At 39.5% G+C, this 14635-nt stretch carries 11 protein-coding genes; 3 read left to right on the forward strand and 8 right to left on the reverse strand.

Going from position 1 to position 14635, the window contains the following annotated elements:
• Positions 1 to 13 precede the first annotated feature (13 nt).
• Together M2408_RS08440 and M2408_RS08445 are read right to left on the reverse strand one after the other, a co-directional pair.
• The gene (locus M2408_RS08440) at positions 14 to 3406 is read right to left on the reverse strand and encodes a TonB-dependent receptor (RefSeq protein ID WP_259180794.1); all 3393 of its coding nucleotides are present in this window, start codon (positions 3404 to 3406) and stop codon (positions 14 to 16) included.
• Between the two features lie 225 nt (positions 3407 to 3631).
• Positions 3632 to 4804 carry a FecR family protein gene (locus M2408_RS08445; RefSeq protein WP_259180797.1) on the reverse strand — a complete coding sequence of 391 codons (1173 nt, stop codon included), beginning with the start codon at positions 4802 to 4804 and terminating at the stop codon, positions 3632 to 3634.
• Between the two features lie 256 nt (positions 4805 to 5060).
• Here M2408_RS08445 and M2408_RS08450 point away from each other — a divergent pair, with 256 nt between their 5' ends.
• Positions 5061 to 5477 (forward strand): hypothetical protein, encoded by a 417-nt coding sequence (locus M2408_RS08450; RefSeq protein ID WP_259180799.1) that lies wholly within the window; start codon positions 5061 to 5063, stop codon positions 5475 to 5477.
• A 55-nt stretch (positions 5478 to 5532) separates the two neighbouring features.
• Here the strand turns inward: M2408_RS08450 and M2408_RS08455 are convergent, their stop codons facing one another.
• The 3 genes from M2408_RS08455 to M2408_RS08465 all read right to left on the reverse strand — a co-directional run bounded on the left by M2408_RS08455 (position 5533) and on the right by M2408_RS08465 (position 7833).
• On the reverse strand, positions 5533 to 6402 hold the full coding sequence (locus tag M2408_RS08455) for a DMT family transporter (RefSeq protein WP_259180800.1): 870 nt from the start codon (positions 6400 to 6402) through the stop codon (positions 5533 to 5535).
• A complete protein-coding gene (locus M2408_RS08460; protein WP_259180802.1) occupies positions 6389 to 7207 on the reverse strand; it encodes an alpha/beta hydrolase family protein in 819 nt (272 codons plus the stop codon). Before M2408_RS08460 ends, M2408_RS08455 begins: the two co-directional genes overlap by 14 nt.
• A gap of 74 nt (positions 7208 to 7281) precedes the next feature.
• Complete coding sequence (locus tag M2408_RS08465) at positions 7282 to 7833, reverse strand: Crp/Fnr family transcriptional regulator (protein WP_259180804.1); 552 nt, start codon at positions 7831 to 7833, stop codon at positions 7282 to 7284.
• Between the two features lie 466 nt (positions 7834 to 8299).
• Between M2408_RS08465 and M2408_RS08470 the strand changes: the two genes are divergently transcribed.
• Positions 8300 to 9382 (forward strand): sensor histidine kinase, encoded by a 1083-nt coding sequence (locus M2408_RS08470; RefSeq protein WP_259180805.1) that lies wholly within the window; start codon positions 8300 to 8302, stop codon positions 9380 to 9382.
• 7 nt (positions 9383 to 9389) lie between these two features.
• Positions 9390 to 10112 (forward strand): LytTR family DNA-binding domain-containing protein, encoded by a 723-nt coding sequence (locus M2408_RS08475; protein WP_259180807.1) that lies wholly within the window; start codon positions 9390 to 9392, stop codon positions 10110 to 10112.
• A 90-nt stretch (positions 10113 to 10202) separates the two neighbouring features.
• Here M2408_RS08475 and M2408_RS08480 read toward each other — a convergent pair whose 3' ends face one another.
• From M2408_RS08480 to M2408_RS08490, 3 genes are all read right to left on the reverse strand, one after another.
• Positions 10203 to 10988 carry a DUF4249 domain-containing protein gene (locus M2408_RS08480; protein WP_259180809.1) on the reverse strand — a complete coding sequence of 262 codons (786 nt, stop codon included), beginning with the start codon at positions 10986 to 10988 and terminating at the stop codon, positions 10203 to 10205.
• 120 nt (positions 10989 to 11108) lie between these two features.
• A complete protein-coding gene (locus tag M2408_RS08485) occupies positions 11109 to 13439 on the reverse strand; it encodes a TonB-dependent receptor (RefSeq protein ID WP_259180811.1) in 2331 nt (776 codons plus the stop codon).
• Between the two features lie 158 nt (positions 13440 to 13597).
• Positions 13598 to 14386, reverse strand: coding sequence for a hypothetical protein (locus tag M2408_RS08490; RefSeq protein WP_259180812.1), 789 nt, complete (start codon positions 14384 to 14386; stop codon positions 13598 to 13600).
• Between the last annotated feature and the right edge of the window lie 249 nt (positions 14387 to 14635).

Genomic DNA, 14635 nt, shown 5'->3' on the forward strand with positions numbered 1-14635 from the left:
TTATTGAGTTGATTTAAAAACTAAGATTTACGCCGAACGTGAAATTGCGCATAATGGGGTAGTATGCCCCACTTGAATTGATCTCCGGATCCCAACCTTTTCTATAATTGCTACTTGTAAATAGATTCTCAGCATTGGCATAGATGCGTAAGCCTGACAATTTCCATTTGGAAACCAGTTGTTTTGGGATAGCATATCCCAACTGTATATTTTTTAAACGCAAGTAGCTCGCATCAAGCAGCCAATAGTCTGATAAGAGCGTATTTGGTGTTCCGGTACTTGGTAGCTGTTCGAATCGTGGGTATATGGCATTTCGATCTGGATTTGCGGTAGTCCATCGGCCATCGGCTTGCCAACGTTGAATATTTCCATTCTGAGTTAATGCAAATCCAGCGTAGTTATTTAACAAACCCTGCACACCACTTACACCCTGGAGTAGGAGACCAAGGTCAAAGCCTTTGTAATTAAATCCAAGATTTATTCCATAAGTATATTTGGGAATACGGGATCCAATAACCGTTCGGTCGTAAGTTGCATCCACCTTACCATCAGGGACACCGTCCGGTCCACTGATATCCTTGTACCGGATATCGCCAGGTTGTGATTGTGGATTAATACTTTTTTGATCTGCCCAAGATGCCACATCAGCAGCATCAACAAATAAACCGTCAGTCTGATAGCCGTAATAAGCCTGTATCGGATAGCCGATAAACAAATCGGATCCGTTACCAATCATGCCATTGGACTGGTTGATATTGCCAATACCCAAATCGACGACTTTATTCTTGACCGTGGAGAAGTTTAGATTGACATTATAGGAGAACTCATTGACCTTATGTTGATGGCCTAACGTAAATTCCCAGCCAGTATTTCTAAGTTTTCCGGAGTTTTGTATACCAACATCAAAGCCTAATACCTTTGAAATGCTAGAGCTGGGGCTGACTAAAATATCATAAGTAAAACGATTGTAATAGGTGCTGCTAAAGGTCAGTAGATTTTTAAATAATGCGATTTCGAGTCCGGCATCAGCAGTTCGGGTTGATTCCCAACGTAAGTTTGGATCTACAATCGTCACACGGGCGACCCCAGGCGATATACTATTTCCGAAGGGATAATTGTAACCCGTATTTAAGATGTTTTGGTAGGGATAATTTGACACTACTCTTGAGGTAAGATTCTCCACAATATTCTGATTACCTAAAACACCATAGGAGCCTTTTAATTTCAGCTCAGTAATCCAGTCAAATTTATCTTTTATAAAAGCTTCTTCACTGATTAGCCAACCTGCAGCAAGTGAAGGGAAAATAGCATACCGTTTACTTGTAGGAAAGCGGGATGAACCATCGTATCGAATCACGCCTTCTAGGAGGTATTTTTTTGCGTAATTGTACTGAACCCGACCAAAGAGCGATTCTAATGCCCATTCGGATGCCGAGCCCGAGTTAAGTTGTCCATCTGGTGAACCAATATTTAATTCTGTAAGCTCATTGCTCGGGAAGTTTTGACGAGAAGCCGACAGTCCTTCACTGTAACCTTTTTCAAAGGAATAACCAGCTAGGATTTTAACGGAATGGTCGTTGAATGATTTGGTATAATCGGCTAATGCCTGAAAAGTTTTATATGTCGTATAAGGGGCGCTCTGTTCTAATGTAGAAGGAGCAAGTGTAATGGAGCTATTAATGCGCTGTGCTGCACGAAACAACTTGGAACGGCCATTGGTTTGGGTATAACCACCAATTGCCGAGAGTGTCAGATCAGAAATTGGATTCCAGTCGAAACGAGCATTTCCTGAGATATTGGATACTTTCTCTTTGTAAAATGATTCGCTTTCAAGAAAAGATACGGGTGTTCCCTTTAGATTATTTCCAGCTCCCCAGTCGCCATTGCTCATACGGATCGGAAATATTGCGGGATAGCGGATAACCTGGGAGATAATATCTGTCATTCGCGAAAAATCAAGCGTTGCTGGTGCAGCGGGTTCATCGGTGTCGGTCTGTATCGCCGATACCCTTGTCGTTAATTTAAGTTTATCACTCAGCTTGGAAATCAGATTGAGTCGAACATTGTATTTATTAAAGTTGTTTTTAATGACAATACCTTTCTGATTGAGGAACCCGGCAGATAGGGTATACTGTATTTTTTCGGTTGTATTGGAAATATTCAGGTTATGTCCAGTCTGGGCTGCCTGTGATTTAAATGTACTACCGATATAATCGCTATTGGGGTAATTGTCAGGATCAGATCCGTCCTTAAATTTTTGAATTTCTTCTTCGGTATAACCACCGCCACCAGTTGTGGTTTCATTGAGCAGGCTGGCATATTCCCCGGAGTTGACAAACTCGGGAAAAGCTGTTGGTTTTTGAATGCCAAAGTATCCGCTATAATTAACGGCTAATTTTCCGGCTGTTGAACCTGCTTTTGTGGTGACCAGAATAACGCCATTGGCGGCTCTGGCACCATATATTGCTGCTGATGAGGCATCTTTCAAAACAGAGATGGAGGCTACATCATTGGGATCGATATCATTGAAGGAGCTGGTTGGAATACCGTCGACCAGTATAAAGGCATCGGTGGTGGCACCGAAGGAGCCTACACCTCTGATTTGTATACTATTGTTGGCCGCACCGGGTTGCCCCGAACGTTGGATTACCGTTACACCAGGCATCTGTCCCGTTAGTGCCTGCGCAAGTTGGGGAACTGTTCGTTTTGCAAGTTGCTTACCATCAATCTGCGAGACCGAACCGATCAATTCCTTCTTTTTCGTAGCGCCATAGCCCACGATCACCACCTCTTCCAAGGCATCAATCTGTTGATTAAGCGTAACATCAAGATAGATTTGTGTATTTAAGGGAATTTCTTTCTGTTGAAATCCAATCATTTTAACAACAAGTATGGCATTGCGATCATTAACATCTAACTGAAAATTTCCACTGGCATCTGTTGTGGTCGCTTTGCTTGTTCCTTTGAGTGTGATTGTTGCCCCAGAGATTGGCTGCCCTTGGCTGTCATGGACATTTCCCTTTACGGTCCTTGTCTGCAACATAAACGCATAGTTTGTTGGAGTAATGACAGCTGAGTTATTTGCTTTTACTGCGGTGACGACAAGCATATTGTCTTTGAAACTCCAGCTAATGGGTTTGTCTTTCAACAGTACTGACATCGCTTTTTCTAAAGGCATATTCTTTACATGCCCCTCAATTTTTATTTCGGCGAGTTCCTTACCATTTAACAGAAAGGGAATACCGCTCTGCTTTTGGATGGTTCGCAGAACCTGTATAAGCGATGTTTTGTTTGCATCTATGGTAATAGATTGTGCATATCCAGCTGCTGAGAGTTTGACAACACATGCAAGCGTAAAAAAGGCGCTAAGCTTCATTTTGGTCTTCCATTGTTTGGGTATGTCCATAGCTATAGGTTTTCTATGAACAAGAAATTTAAAATTCATAAATTTGTTGAATTAGGGATATAATCTGTTTGTAAACTGATTGAGTGAATCGGTCAAAAATGGAGATCGCTAATGTATTGGCCGATTAATGTTGGAAGCATTATTCGGCTTTTTTTAGCGGCTCTGATTAGCTTCGTTAAGTTGGCTTTTTCATCTGTATAATTTAGTTTTTAGTTATATAATGGGTTAATTGGATACGATGAGCTTACGAACACCATCTTCCTGGATCAATTCAAACTGGATATTACTTCTTTTTAAAATTTCCAATACTGCGGACAAACTTTTTGTCCGCTGAATTTCACCGTATAAATAGGTCTCTTTGATGTTATTTTTATAAATAATCTGGAGATCATACCATTGACCAATCGTCTGTAGGGCGGTATGGAGGTCTGTCTCATTGAAATAGAATTTATTGTCAATCCAGGCAATGTAATTGTGTGGGTCTACGGCTTTTTGTGAAAGGCGTCCCGATGACAGGGTGGCCTGTTGATTGGGTTTGAGCTGTATTTGCTGTCCATTGGCTGATAAATTGATCGAACCTTCGACAAGTGTCGTACTGCTTTTTTGTTTTGAATAGGTGTTTACATTAAATTCGGTACCTGTTACTTCAATCAATTGACCATTGGATCTTACACGGAAGGGCACTTTTTTATTTTTAGCGATTCTAAAATAAGCTTCCCCATCTACTTCAACAAGGCGTTGGTCTTTTGCGAATTGGATAGGGTATTTGAATGAGGTCTTTGCATTAAGAGTAACCTGAGACCCATCTGCCAGGGTAATTTGGAGCATGCTGCCAGCTGGTGTATTGACGGTCGCAATCAAATCTGTATTGGGAACTGTCGATTGAATAAGACTACCATCGGCATATTTCAAGCCACCAGATGTGACCAATGCGCCTTTTCCATTGTCCAGTTGGATTACTTTTCCGTTCGAGAGCCGTATTTCAGCATGATTATTCGGTAGTTCTACATCATGTAGGACGATTCTATTGGTAGTGGGCGCCGAAGGCTTCCAAATAAATTGATAGATTAATCCCGTAAGAACAATACAAAATAGAGCCGCAGCATAAGGCATAAGTCGCCTGATCCTGTTGATACGAATAGGTTTCTCTTGTGCATGGATTGTTGCCAGGGTTTTTGTTTTGAGGCGTTCAGACCAATCTGTCGCATCTGATTCCTCCAGTGAGATCCGCTGTCTCAAATCCCGTACAAGATCTTCTTTTTGCAACAGATCATCAAGATAAATGCCATGCGCAGGAGATTCTGCTAACCAGGAGGACAACGCATTTTTTTCCACAGGCGATAAATTGCCTTTTATGCATTTTACAATCAGTTGCTTGATATCTTCTGTTAGCCTCATGGTTTATAATTTTAGATAGATACGTAGCATGGAGAGGAAATCTTAGTAAAAAAATAAAAAATTTGTATTAACTGTTCGAATAGGAAAGATCTTGTCTGCAAATAGTTAAATATGAGTTCTGTATCTGCGAATGTTTGTTGTTGCTTTTTAATTTTTGGATTAGTTTGCACCTTTAGGAAAAGTTTATCTTTTGTACTAATCTGTTGTTCTAAAGGATAAATAACAGAAGCATGCATAAAATGGTTATGAACGTAGTATGAAAAAACAATTGGCTTATATTTTCTTAAGAATTACAGGTTTCAGTGTCTTGACAACCTTTATCTTGACGGCGATACTTCAGGCTAATAATGAAGCTGCAAAACGGGCCCGTTGCTATATGCCTTTGTTTACTGAATTGCTGTTGTCATTTAGTGTTCTATGCATTTGCCTGCTTACATTGGGGATCTTTTTAAATAATAAGCCGCGCTTTAGAAGCGGCCGCCTTCGTGTATTCTTATCCTTTACCTTGTTGCCTTTTGTGGCAATTGTGCTATTTGCCTATCTTCTTATCGTAGAAGATGGTATGTCGAGTTTATTCGGACTCTTACATATACTGGCGACATTGGTACCGGTCAGCAGTTTGATTTTATGGGAGCATTATAAATTTAATAGATCATTAAGCAACGGAAACTGAAAGAGATCCCTTATGTGGTCATCTTGAAGCATCAACATAAAGGACCTTTCAGTATTTAATTTCGGAGATTGATAACGGTAACTGCGACTAGGATAAGTAATATACCTGCCCACTGAATTCCGGAAACAGCCTCATGGAGTAATAAAACTGCGGAGATGGTAGAGACTGGAATCTCCAGGCTTGAGATGATATTTCCCAAAGCGATACCGGTCTTAGGGATTCCTCGGGTAAAGAATAGTGGTGGTAAAATTGTACCAAACAAAGCAATGATCAATCCCCAGGGTAGGGCACGTAGTGTCATTTGTTGGACGATATGTACATTCCAGAAAACTATAATCAGGAGAAGTCCTCCAAGTACCAAAAACTGGCTTCGAACAGGACTCGGCAGCTGATTGGCGATATTGCTGGACGAAAAAATGGCAACGGCATAACTGATACCGGCACCGAATCCTAATAAAAGACCTCTACCGTCCAAGATCTTTGTTTCCTGAAAGATATTGGTTGAAAGAGCTGTTCCCAATAGTACAATAAGGACTCCCATAATCTTTGCTCCTGAGGGAATTTGTTTCCTGATCAACGCTTCGGCGATTAGACTTATCCAAATAGATTGCATGAGTAGAATAATTCCTACAGATACAGGGATATATTGTATGGCAAGGTAATACAACGTTGAGGTCAGGCCCAGGGATGTTCCCCAGGCAATTAGTTTTAATTTTGCAGCAAAGCTTGGTGGTTGTGGTACTGTTTTTTTTGATTGGGAAAAATAATTGAAAACCAGTAGAAATAGAAAGCCGATAAAGAATTGTAAGAAGGTCAATACACCGGTATGGATATCCAGTTGATTGGCGAATTTGACTATGGTCGCTAATAGGCCGTAGCTGCAAGCACCAGCGGCGACGTAGAGAATAGATTTATAATCCTTCATAGCCAAAATACTGATGAAATAAGACCAATTGATTGGCTAGAGATTTGCTCCAATATGCGGTATCGTGTCCACCCGGAGACTCGATATAAAGATGATCAATATTTTGTGCAGTTAACTGCTGGTGTAGCGATCGGTTCATCTCCAGCATTTGGACATCTTCGGTTCCACAATCCAAAATATAATGTTGCCCGCTATGGGCCATTTTATCCACATTGTTATAGATCCGAAAACTTGGAGACAAATCTTTTAGTTCCCCAAGCACCCTGTTCACTTGGTAGCCTTGATATCCTTTCCCAAAGCGATTAAAGTCAATGGCACCACAGGAGCTTCCGACAATAGAAAAGACCTGGGGATAGGCAACACCGATATGTAATGCACCATATCCGCCCATACTCCATCCGAGCAAACCTCGCGAAGTTTTATTTGCTTGTGTGGGGTAGTTGTGATCGATATAGCCAACCAGTTCCTCTGCGATAAATGTTGTGTACTGTAGCTGTGTATCAACCGGGCTATCCACATACCAAGAGTTATAATTTCCATCTGGAATAACATAAATCGTTTGGAAAGCCGCCGCCTTTTGGGAAAGAGCTGGAATATCCTGTTCGATAGCTCTTGTGGGATTGCCACTATAACCATGTAGAATATAAACGGTTCTATAGCGAACACCTTCCTGGATTTCAGGTGTCACAATGATGGCATCAATATTTTTGTGCATCTTGGTGCTGTAGACTTGCTGATGGACGATATGCTGTGCATCTACCGAAAGGAAGAGTGCCAGGAAAAGAAGGGTGAATACTATTTTCATTGCTTAAGAATTTATTGTTACACTGCAAAATTCTCAAGGATATCGTTAGAAAACATGTACAAATGTTGACGGAATTATTGTTTTAATTCTTTACGAATACGGCTCAACTGGGTAGGAGTGACACCAAGATAGGAGGCGATATGGTGTTGTTTGAGCCGCTTAAAGAGAGCCTGATTCTGATACAATTCAAGATAACGTTCTTTGGCTGATTCCCATTTCAGGTTGATTTCAAGAGGTTCTTTTTTTACGACCCAGTTTTTTTCCAGGTAGGCGATCTGGAAGAGCGCTAAGTCGTGATGTTGTGCTACCAATTCACGGAAAAGCCTGGCAGAATATTGAATAAGCTGTACATCTTCAAGCGCTACAATAGTAAAATTACTAGGTTTTTCTTCAATGATAGCTGCTGTGGATGCGCAAAAGCTGTTTTCTTCAAAAAATAATTTGTAAATGATATCGCCTTCGGGATCCAGTTTGTAATAGCCCAATAAGCCACTATAAACAAAATAATAATATTTTGCATAGTCGCCAGCACGCAAGATCAATTCATTTTTCTTATAGCTTTTGGGCTGACAGATCTTTTTCAACGCTTCAATTGTTTGCTCGCTTAATGGGAAATATTTGTTCATTTCGATTAGCAGTTTTTCCATTATTAATTTCTCTGAATGTGATTTTTTATTGACGTGTTGATACCGGTATTCAATGGCTAAAGTTACTGAAATATATATTGTGACATGTACTTGATCGTTCTGCAGGGAAAAATTTGATCCATAGGAAATCCAACCTGTAAAATTTTGCATGTAGTAGCGTAAAAACACATTTTGAAATGTTGATAGATATGGCTATTTTTAAACCTTTCATACAATTGCAGTATAGCCTTATTAGCTGCTTTTTCGTCTTGATTATAGTGTTGTTTTTTTTGTAGTTAATGGTCAGTTTAATAAGGTTTTATCGCTTTGTTTGGTTATTAGTGCTTTAGGTATATTGATGCAAAGGAAAATAGTTAAAATACTAGAAAATGGTGTATAGAAGATGGAATGCAATTAAGCTGGCTGTGGATAGTATTGGATACATATCTTTTGACAGATCACTAACATGAAAAATTCACAGGTAATCATCGGTTACGAAAATAGTCTTTTTATAGATTTTGTTGTCGATAAAAAATATCGTTGGATTCGCCATTGTTTGTTGATCGGAGTGATTGTTGGTATTCATTTTTTGCCAAGCAAGAAGGCGGAAGTAGATCCTACGAGTAGCCTGTGGCGTCTTTTCGAGACTTTGCTGTCCATTACAATTTTATTGAGTCTTTTTTACATCAATCATTATATCCTAATCCCTGCATTTGTACTGAGAAGTCGGTTTTTAGCTTATGCGGGGAGTCTTCTTGTCGCTTATACATTTATTTTTTTAGTGTTGATGTATTTGGAGCGACAGGAATTGCGGTTTATCCAAAAGCCGGATCGATCCTATCTAGATTGGGAAGATTATTTGATCATCGTTATTTTATTGACCATATTTATAGCTGCAGTCAGTAGCATGAAGCTATTTAAGGTATGGATTGTTAACCTCATTCGATTTAAAGAATTTGAGAATAATACGCTGACGATTCAATTGGAGCAGCTCAAAAGCCAAATTAATCCCCATTTTTTGTTTAATACGCTCAATAATATCAATTTCCTGATTGATGAAAACCCCAAATTAGCTTCCAAGGTACTGCTTAAATTAAGTGATGTGCTGAGAAATCAACTTTATCTGTCAAAGGGAGATTCGATCGAGCTAGGAAAAGAAATTGCTGTTTTGAAAAATATTCTCTTTATGGAGGACATTCGCAGGGATAAATTTGTTGTCGATTTTACTATTGACCAACAGATGGAACAACTGCATGTTCCACCATTTCTATTTATTCCTTTTGTTGAAAATGTTGTTAAACATAGTGCACATCAGGCGATGGAAGGAGGGCAACATGTGCAGATTGCGTTTTCAATTCAAGCTGACCGCATTTGTTTTACCTGTGTTAATCCGAAGAAAAGAAAAATACAGGCTGCTGCATATGGTGGTCTCGGATTGAGTAATATCCAAAAACGATTAGAAATTTTGTATCCGAATAGCTATAATTTGCAAATTGATGATTTCGATGATAGGTATAAGGTGTTTTTAAGTATTCCGATGGAAACGTAATAAGACTATGGACAAGCTAAGTATTAAATACATTGTGATTGAAGATGAACCTTTGGCGAGAAGGGGGCTGGTAAAATTATTGAAAGGTTACGATTTTTTGGAATGCCTCGGCATGTATGGCAATACGGAAGATGCCCGTATGGTGATGGAGGATCAGCTCCTTGACTTGATTTTTTTGGATATCAATCTACCAGAAGAAAGCGGTTGGGATTTTGCTCAATTTATCCCCGCCCATATACAGATTATATTTACAACGGCTTATCCCAATTATGCATTGGAAAGCTATGAACTGAATGCGTTGGATTACTTGTTAAAACCTATTGCTGAGGATCGGTTAAAGAAGGCTTTGGATAAAGCCGTCAGCCATTTTCAACAAAAGGTTCCGGAAAAAGGTGTTGTATCGCCTACTGATCATATTTTTGTAAAGGCTGACCGTAAGCTTTTTCGCTTGGAGCTAAATGAAATTCAGTACATTGAAGCCATGAAAGATTATGTGATGATCCATACAAAAGATAAAAAATTAATGGTGGCAATGAACATAAAAACGATATTCAATCAATTGCCCAATTCAGACTTTGTGCGGATCAATAAATCCTTTGTGGTCAACCTAAATAAAGTAGAGAGTGTAGACAACCATTGGGTGACAATCGCAGGCTTTGAGATGCCTTTGGGGGCAAGTTTTAAAGATGATCTTTTGGAACGTATAAAAAAGCAAACCATTAATCGGTAAAAGGTAGACTGTAATGGGCTATTTGCTTAATTTAGTAGCGAGGAGATAATGTCGTTCAGCATCATCTCCTCGCTGTTACAATGTATTCAATTAATCGACCTGTATGCTTTTGGTCGAGAAGGTATGCGCACTAAAATAGCCGAGTGTCGCCGGGCTAATATTAGTAGGTGGATTACTTGGTGTCACACCCGAATTGGCCGATTGCTGCATCAGGCTATACCAGTAGTTGTACACGGTTTTATCTACACAGAGCATTTCTACACGAATACGATCTCCGGGGAATATATCGACATCATCTGGACGCAATGTTAAATTGATATCATTCCCATTGTTGAAGTCGTCGTTGACGGCATAAATATCTTTCAATTGCTTGTCGTTTAGAAAAACGATAAATCTATACTGATTGATTTGATCGGCCGGATCCTTATAAAAGACTTTAATATTCCGTTTTTCCTTATCACCAAATTTTGGTTTTTCGACAGCAATAGAGTCCAGTGAAACGATTTGTGGCATTTGCGAAGTAGCCTGATATTTATCTTGATCAACGCGTACTTCCATTGTGTATGTCTCCCCCGGGATTCCAGTCAATTGTTGTGCTTTGTATGTTCCAGCTTCGGTCTCCACGAATGTATATTCGTTCTGATTCTGATCGCTTACCACGATCGTTGCTCCGCTTACTGCGGGGTAATTGTTGCCGCCAGAGAAGGCTGCATTTCGGCTCAGTTTTATTTCTTGTTCCGTTGTTGTGTTATTGATGATGCCTTCAATAACTAATCGACCAACTTCATCATTGACCTGAATATCGATGACTTTCTCACAGGATGAAATGAAGGCCGAAAGGATAATGATACTGGAGATAACAATAATATGTTTCATATATAAATATTTTATGAGCTTGCTATGCTCGGTTTGTCTCTAAAAGTCTTGGTAAATACCCATTTCATCAATGCATGTGTTTTTTTGAATAAGGGTATTTTATGTTTTTAGTAATTGGGATTAAAATTTAAAATTCCAGGTAAACGAGGGGATAGGGATACCAAAAATACTTGTTTGGACAGCCTCTGTTGCGTTGGCAACGGTTTTACTATCTCTAAATGAGATTCTGTAAGGATCCTTATGCCCATAGACATTGTAAATGCCAAATGTCCAGCTTGACTGATAACGTTTCCCCGGTTTTCCTTCAAAGGTGGCGGCAATATCCAAGCGATGTGATGCGGGCATACGATAAGCATTCCGCTCCGAATAAGAGAAGGTAGTATTGCCACCGACTGTGTATTTTCCCGTTGGGTAAGTGACAGCCCTTCCTGTTCCATAAACGAAATTACTGGAGAAAGTCCAATTTTCATTGAGCTTATAGATACCGACAATAGATACATCATGGGTACGGTCCTGTGTTGCCGGAAAGTACTTTCCTGCGTTGATCTCATCAAATTTGCGTTCGGTTTTAGACCAGGTATAACCCACCCAGCCATTAAAACGGCCATATTTTTTCTTCAGAAATAATTCGACACCATAGGCTCGCCCTACACCATAAACCAGTTGGGATTCGACGTCTTGGTTGACAAGCAATTGCGCGGCATCTTTATAATCGATTTGATTTTGTAGATTTTTGTAATAGACCTCCACGGAGAACTCATATAGATTATCTTTAAAGTTTCTGAAATAACCCGTGGAGAACTGATCAGCAATTTCGGGCTTGATATTCTTACTACTCATTACATAGAGATCCGTCGGACTGGCGCTTGTGGAGTTTGTCAATAGGTGAATATTTTGTGTATTTCTATTGTACGAAGCTTTGATGGACTGTTGTTCATTGAGTAAATAACTTACACTAAAACGAGGCTCTAAATTGAGATAATGCTGTACTAGCTCTCCGGATTTGTAATGTTGTGAGCCAATGGTGTTACCCGCTGCGTCATAAGTACTAAAGGTTCCTGGACCAACCAGCAACATCGAGCTTAAGCGCAGGCCATAGGCCATATTCAGTTTGTCGTTTACCTTCCAGTCGTCACTGGCATAGGTCGCCATTTCGTAACCAAAGCGATGTTCGACATGTTTATCGTTGAAACTGGAACTGGCTGTTGTTGTAATATCACCCGGAGCAATATCATGTCGAGTAACGTGCAATCCAAATTTTAGCGCATGGTCAGAACTTGCATAATATTGGAAATCCTGTTTAAAATTTAGATCGGTAATCTTAGACGTTGCCTTAAAGCCATCGTTGCGGTCCAAGCCTTCGATGACATAGTTAAACTTGCTATAGACAAGTGATGTGTTTGAGAATAATTTATTGCTGAAGATATGGTTGAACCGTAGGGTTCCGGTTGCATTCCCCCAGTTGGTGCCGAAAATATCCTGGAGCCCCAATACATCTTTACCAAAATATCCGGATAGATAGATCGCATTTTTATCGTTGAATCTATAGTTAACCTTCGCATTGATGTCATAAAAGTAAAGCGTACTTTTATTAATTGTTGTATCCGAGGAGGCTTTCATAAAAAGATCCATATAGGTACGACGGGCGGATAACATAAATGAGCCTTTGTCTTTAACCAGCGGACCCTCTACTTTAATGCGGGAAGCAATTAATCCAATACCACCCTGAACAGTGGTTTTCTTATTATTACCTTCATTCATTTTTACATCGAGCACCGATGACAGCCGTCCTCCATATTCAGCAGGCATACCACCTTTATAGATACTGACATCTTTGATGGCATCTGAATTGAACGTAGAAAAGAAACCGAGTAGGTGAGTGGCATTATAGACGGTGGCTTCATCCAGTAAAATTAAATTTTGATCGGCACCACCACCACGGACATAGAAACCTGTATTTCCTTCGCCGGAGGTTTTAATTCCCGGCATTAATGTGATGCTTTTTAAAATATCGCGTTCTCCCAAAACTACCGGAAGCTGATTGATCTGGTTCATATTGAGTTTTTCAACCCCCATTTGTGGCGAGGAAACATTTTTATTATTACGTCTGTTGGATGAGATGACAACCTCATCCAGTAAGGTCTGTGATCGCAGCGTGAGATTAAGGGCTTGATCCCTGTTTAATTCTATCGTGTCAATACGGGTATTGTATCCTACATAGGAGGTAGAGAGTAGATACCTTCCTTCGGGGGCAGCTATGGAATAGAAACCATAAGAATTACTGGAACTTCCAGATTGGGGAAGTTCGCGTAGTTTGACCGAAGCACCAATAAGTGTTTCTCCTGTTGATACGTCGGTGATTGTTCCGGATAATGTATAACGCTTTTGGGCAAGGGCAGCGCTGCTGCCAAGTGAAATAGAAAGTAATAAAAAGGGTAATGATTTGAGCATATTGTGAATTTTTCACGAAAATAGGGCTTAGTGTACCGTGAAAAATTTCTTTTATAGCAACATGGTTAGATATTATAGCAACCTATTGTTTTGGCGACTTTTTAATGAATTGAAATTCGAAGGGGCATCCAGCTTTTTTAGAATACGAATTTATGTCTTTATTCTATTTGAGCTGAGTATAGTACATACTCAGTTCCGTTGAGTCCTACGTATATGTATTTATTAAGATCCCTACGAAATGCGACAAACAAGGGGTACTGATGTACACGTAAGGGATTATTGTAGTATTCTTCAATAGAGGCATATTGTGCTTTGATCATGATTTCACCTGTCTCTTTATTTTTTATTCCCTGGAGTAGCGTTTGTTCATCGGAAAAGTAGGTATATGGCATTTCTGTGAATTTAGGATAATAAATCAATCGGATTCCTTCGTCAATAAATATTTTATTTTTTTCTTTAAAGTCAGTAATGGATTGATCGTCAGGGAAAGCGATTTGACCCGTTTGATTGTTCTTTATTTGTTGAAATAGGGTTGTATCATCCACCTTATTTATCGTATGTGATGTGGAATTTTTAAAGAGCTGAATGAGTGTTTCTCCAGTTTTAAAATCTGCTGCATCATACTTATAAACCGGATCACCATTTTTGTCGATACGATAACGCTCACCATGGCGTTGAACCCAAGCATATTCAGCTGATCCATACTTGACAATTTCGGGTTTGTTGACATGGAAAATCTGGAAATTAAAATCTTCTTCAAATAGTTCTGCCCTTTCATACACCGGCGACAATTTTATGTCAAGAACACTATCACAATAACCATATAGACTATCGTTCACCAACACCGGGATTAATTCGGGGTAGGATAAGCTTTTGGTTATGGGGCTCGTCTGCGCATAAGTAAAGGTACTTAGCAATGAAAAAAGAAATATGAAAATGAAACGCATTTGGTTGTGTTTTTTCTAATATATCAAAAATACAGCAATATTGATTGATTTAATATCCATGAAATCAGGGGTTTTCTAGCCGGCAGTGAAGCACAGGAGAAACACACTTAAAGTATACATTAAGTATCGATCAAGTATTGACTAAGTATTACTTTAGTATTTCATACATTGTACGGTGGACATGCTTCTATTGTGCTTAATACCTAAGAAATATATCCTGTTGATGTCTTTGATAAAAAATGTGTGGTA

The organism is Sphingobacterium sp. BIGb0165, assembly GCF_024810095.1.
GTDB classification, from domain to species: domain Bacteria; phylum Bacteroidota; class Bacteroidia; order Sphingobacteriales; family Sphingobacteriaceae; genus Sphingobacterium; species Sphingobacterium detergens.

What these genes read in the sequence shown, in the direction of transcription:
- M2408_RS08440 (WP_259180794.1), bottom strand. Translation starts at nt 3,406, where the DNA reads ATGGACATACCCAAACAATGGAAGACCAAAATGAAGCTTAGCGCCTTT.
- M2408_RS08445 (WP_259180797.1), bottom strand. Translation starts at nt 4,804, where the DNA reads ATGAGGCTAACAGAAGATATCAAGCAACTGATTGTAAAATGCATAAAA.
- M2408_RS08450 (WP_259180799.1), top strand. Translation starts at nt 5,061, where the DNA reads ATGAAAAAACAATTGGCTTATATTTTCTTAAGAATTACAGGTTTCAGT.
- M2408_RS08455 (WP_259180800.1), bottom strand. Translation starts at nt 6,402, where the DNA reads ATGAAGGATTATAAATCTATTCTCTACGTCGCCGCTGGTGCTTGCAGC.
- M2408_RS08460 (WP_259180802.1), bottom strand. Translation starts at nt 7,207, where the DNA reads ATGAAAATAGTATTCACCCTTCTTTTCCTGGCACTCTTCCTTTCGGTA.
- M2408_RS08465 (WP_259180804.1), bottom strand. Translation starts at nt 7,833, where the DNA reads ATGAACAAATATTTCCCATTAAGCGAGCAAACAATTGAAGCGTTGAAA.
- M2408_RS08470 (WP_259180805.1), top strand. Translation starts at nt 8,300, where the DNA reads ATGAAAAATTCACAGGTAATCATCGGTTACGAAAATAGTCTTTTTATA.
- M2408_RS08475 (WP_259180807.1), top strand. Translation starts at nt 9,390, where the DNA reads ATGGACAAGCTAAGTATTAAATACATTGTGATTGAAGATGAACCTTTG.
- M2408_RS08480 (WP_259180809.1), bottom strand. Translation starts at nt 10,988, where the DNA reads ATGAAACATATTATTGTTATCTCCAGTATCATTATCCTTTCGGCCTTC.
- M2408_RS08485 (WP_259180811.1), bottom strand. Translation starts at nt 13,439, where the DNA reads ATGCTCAAATCATTACCCTTTTTATTACTTTCTATTTCACTTGGCAGC.
- M2408_RS08490 (WP_259180812.1), bottom strand. Translation starts at nt 14,386, where the DNA reads ATGCGTTTCATTTTCATATTTCTTTTTTCATTGCTAAGTACCTTTACT.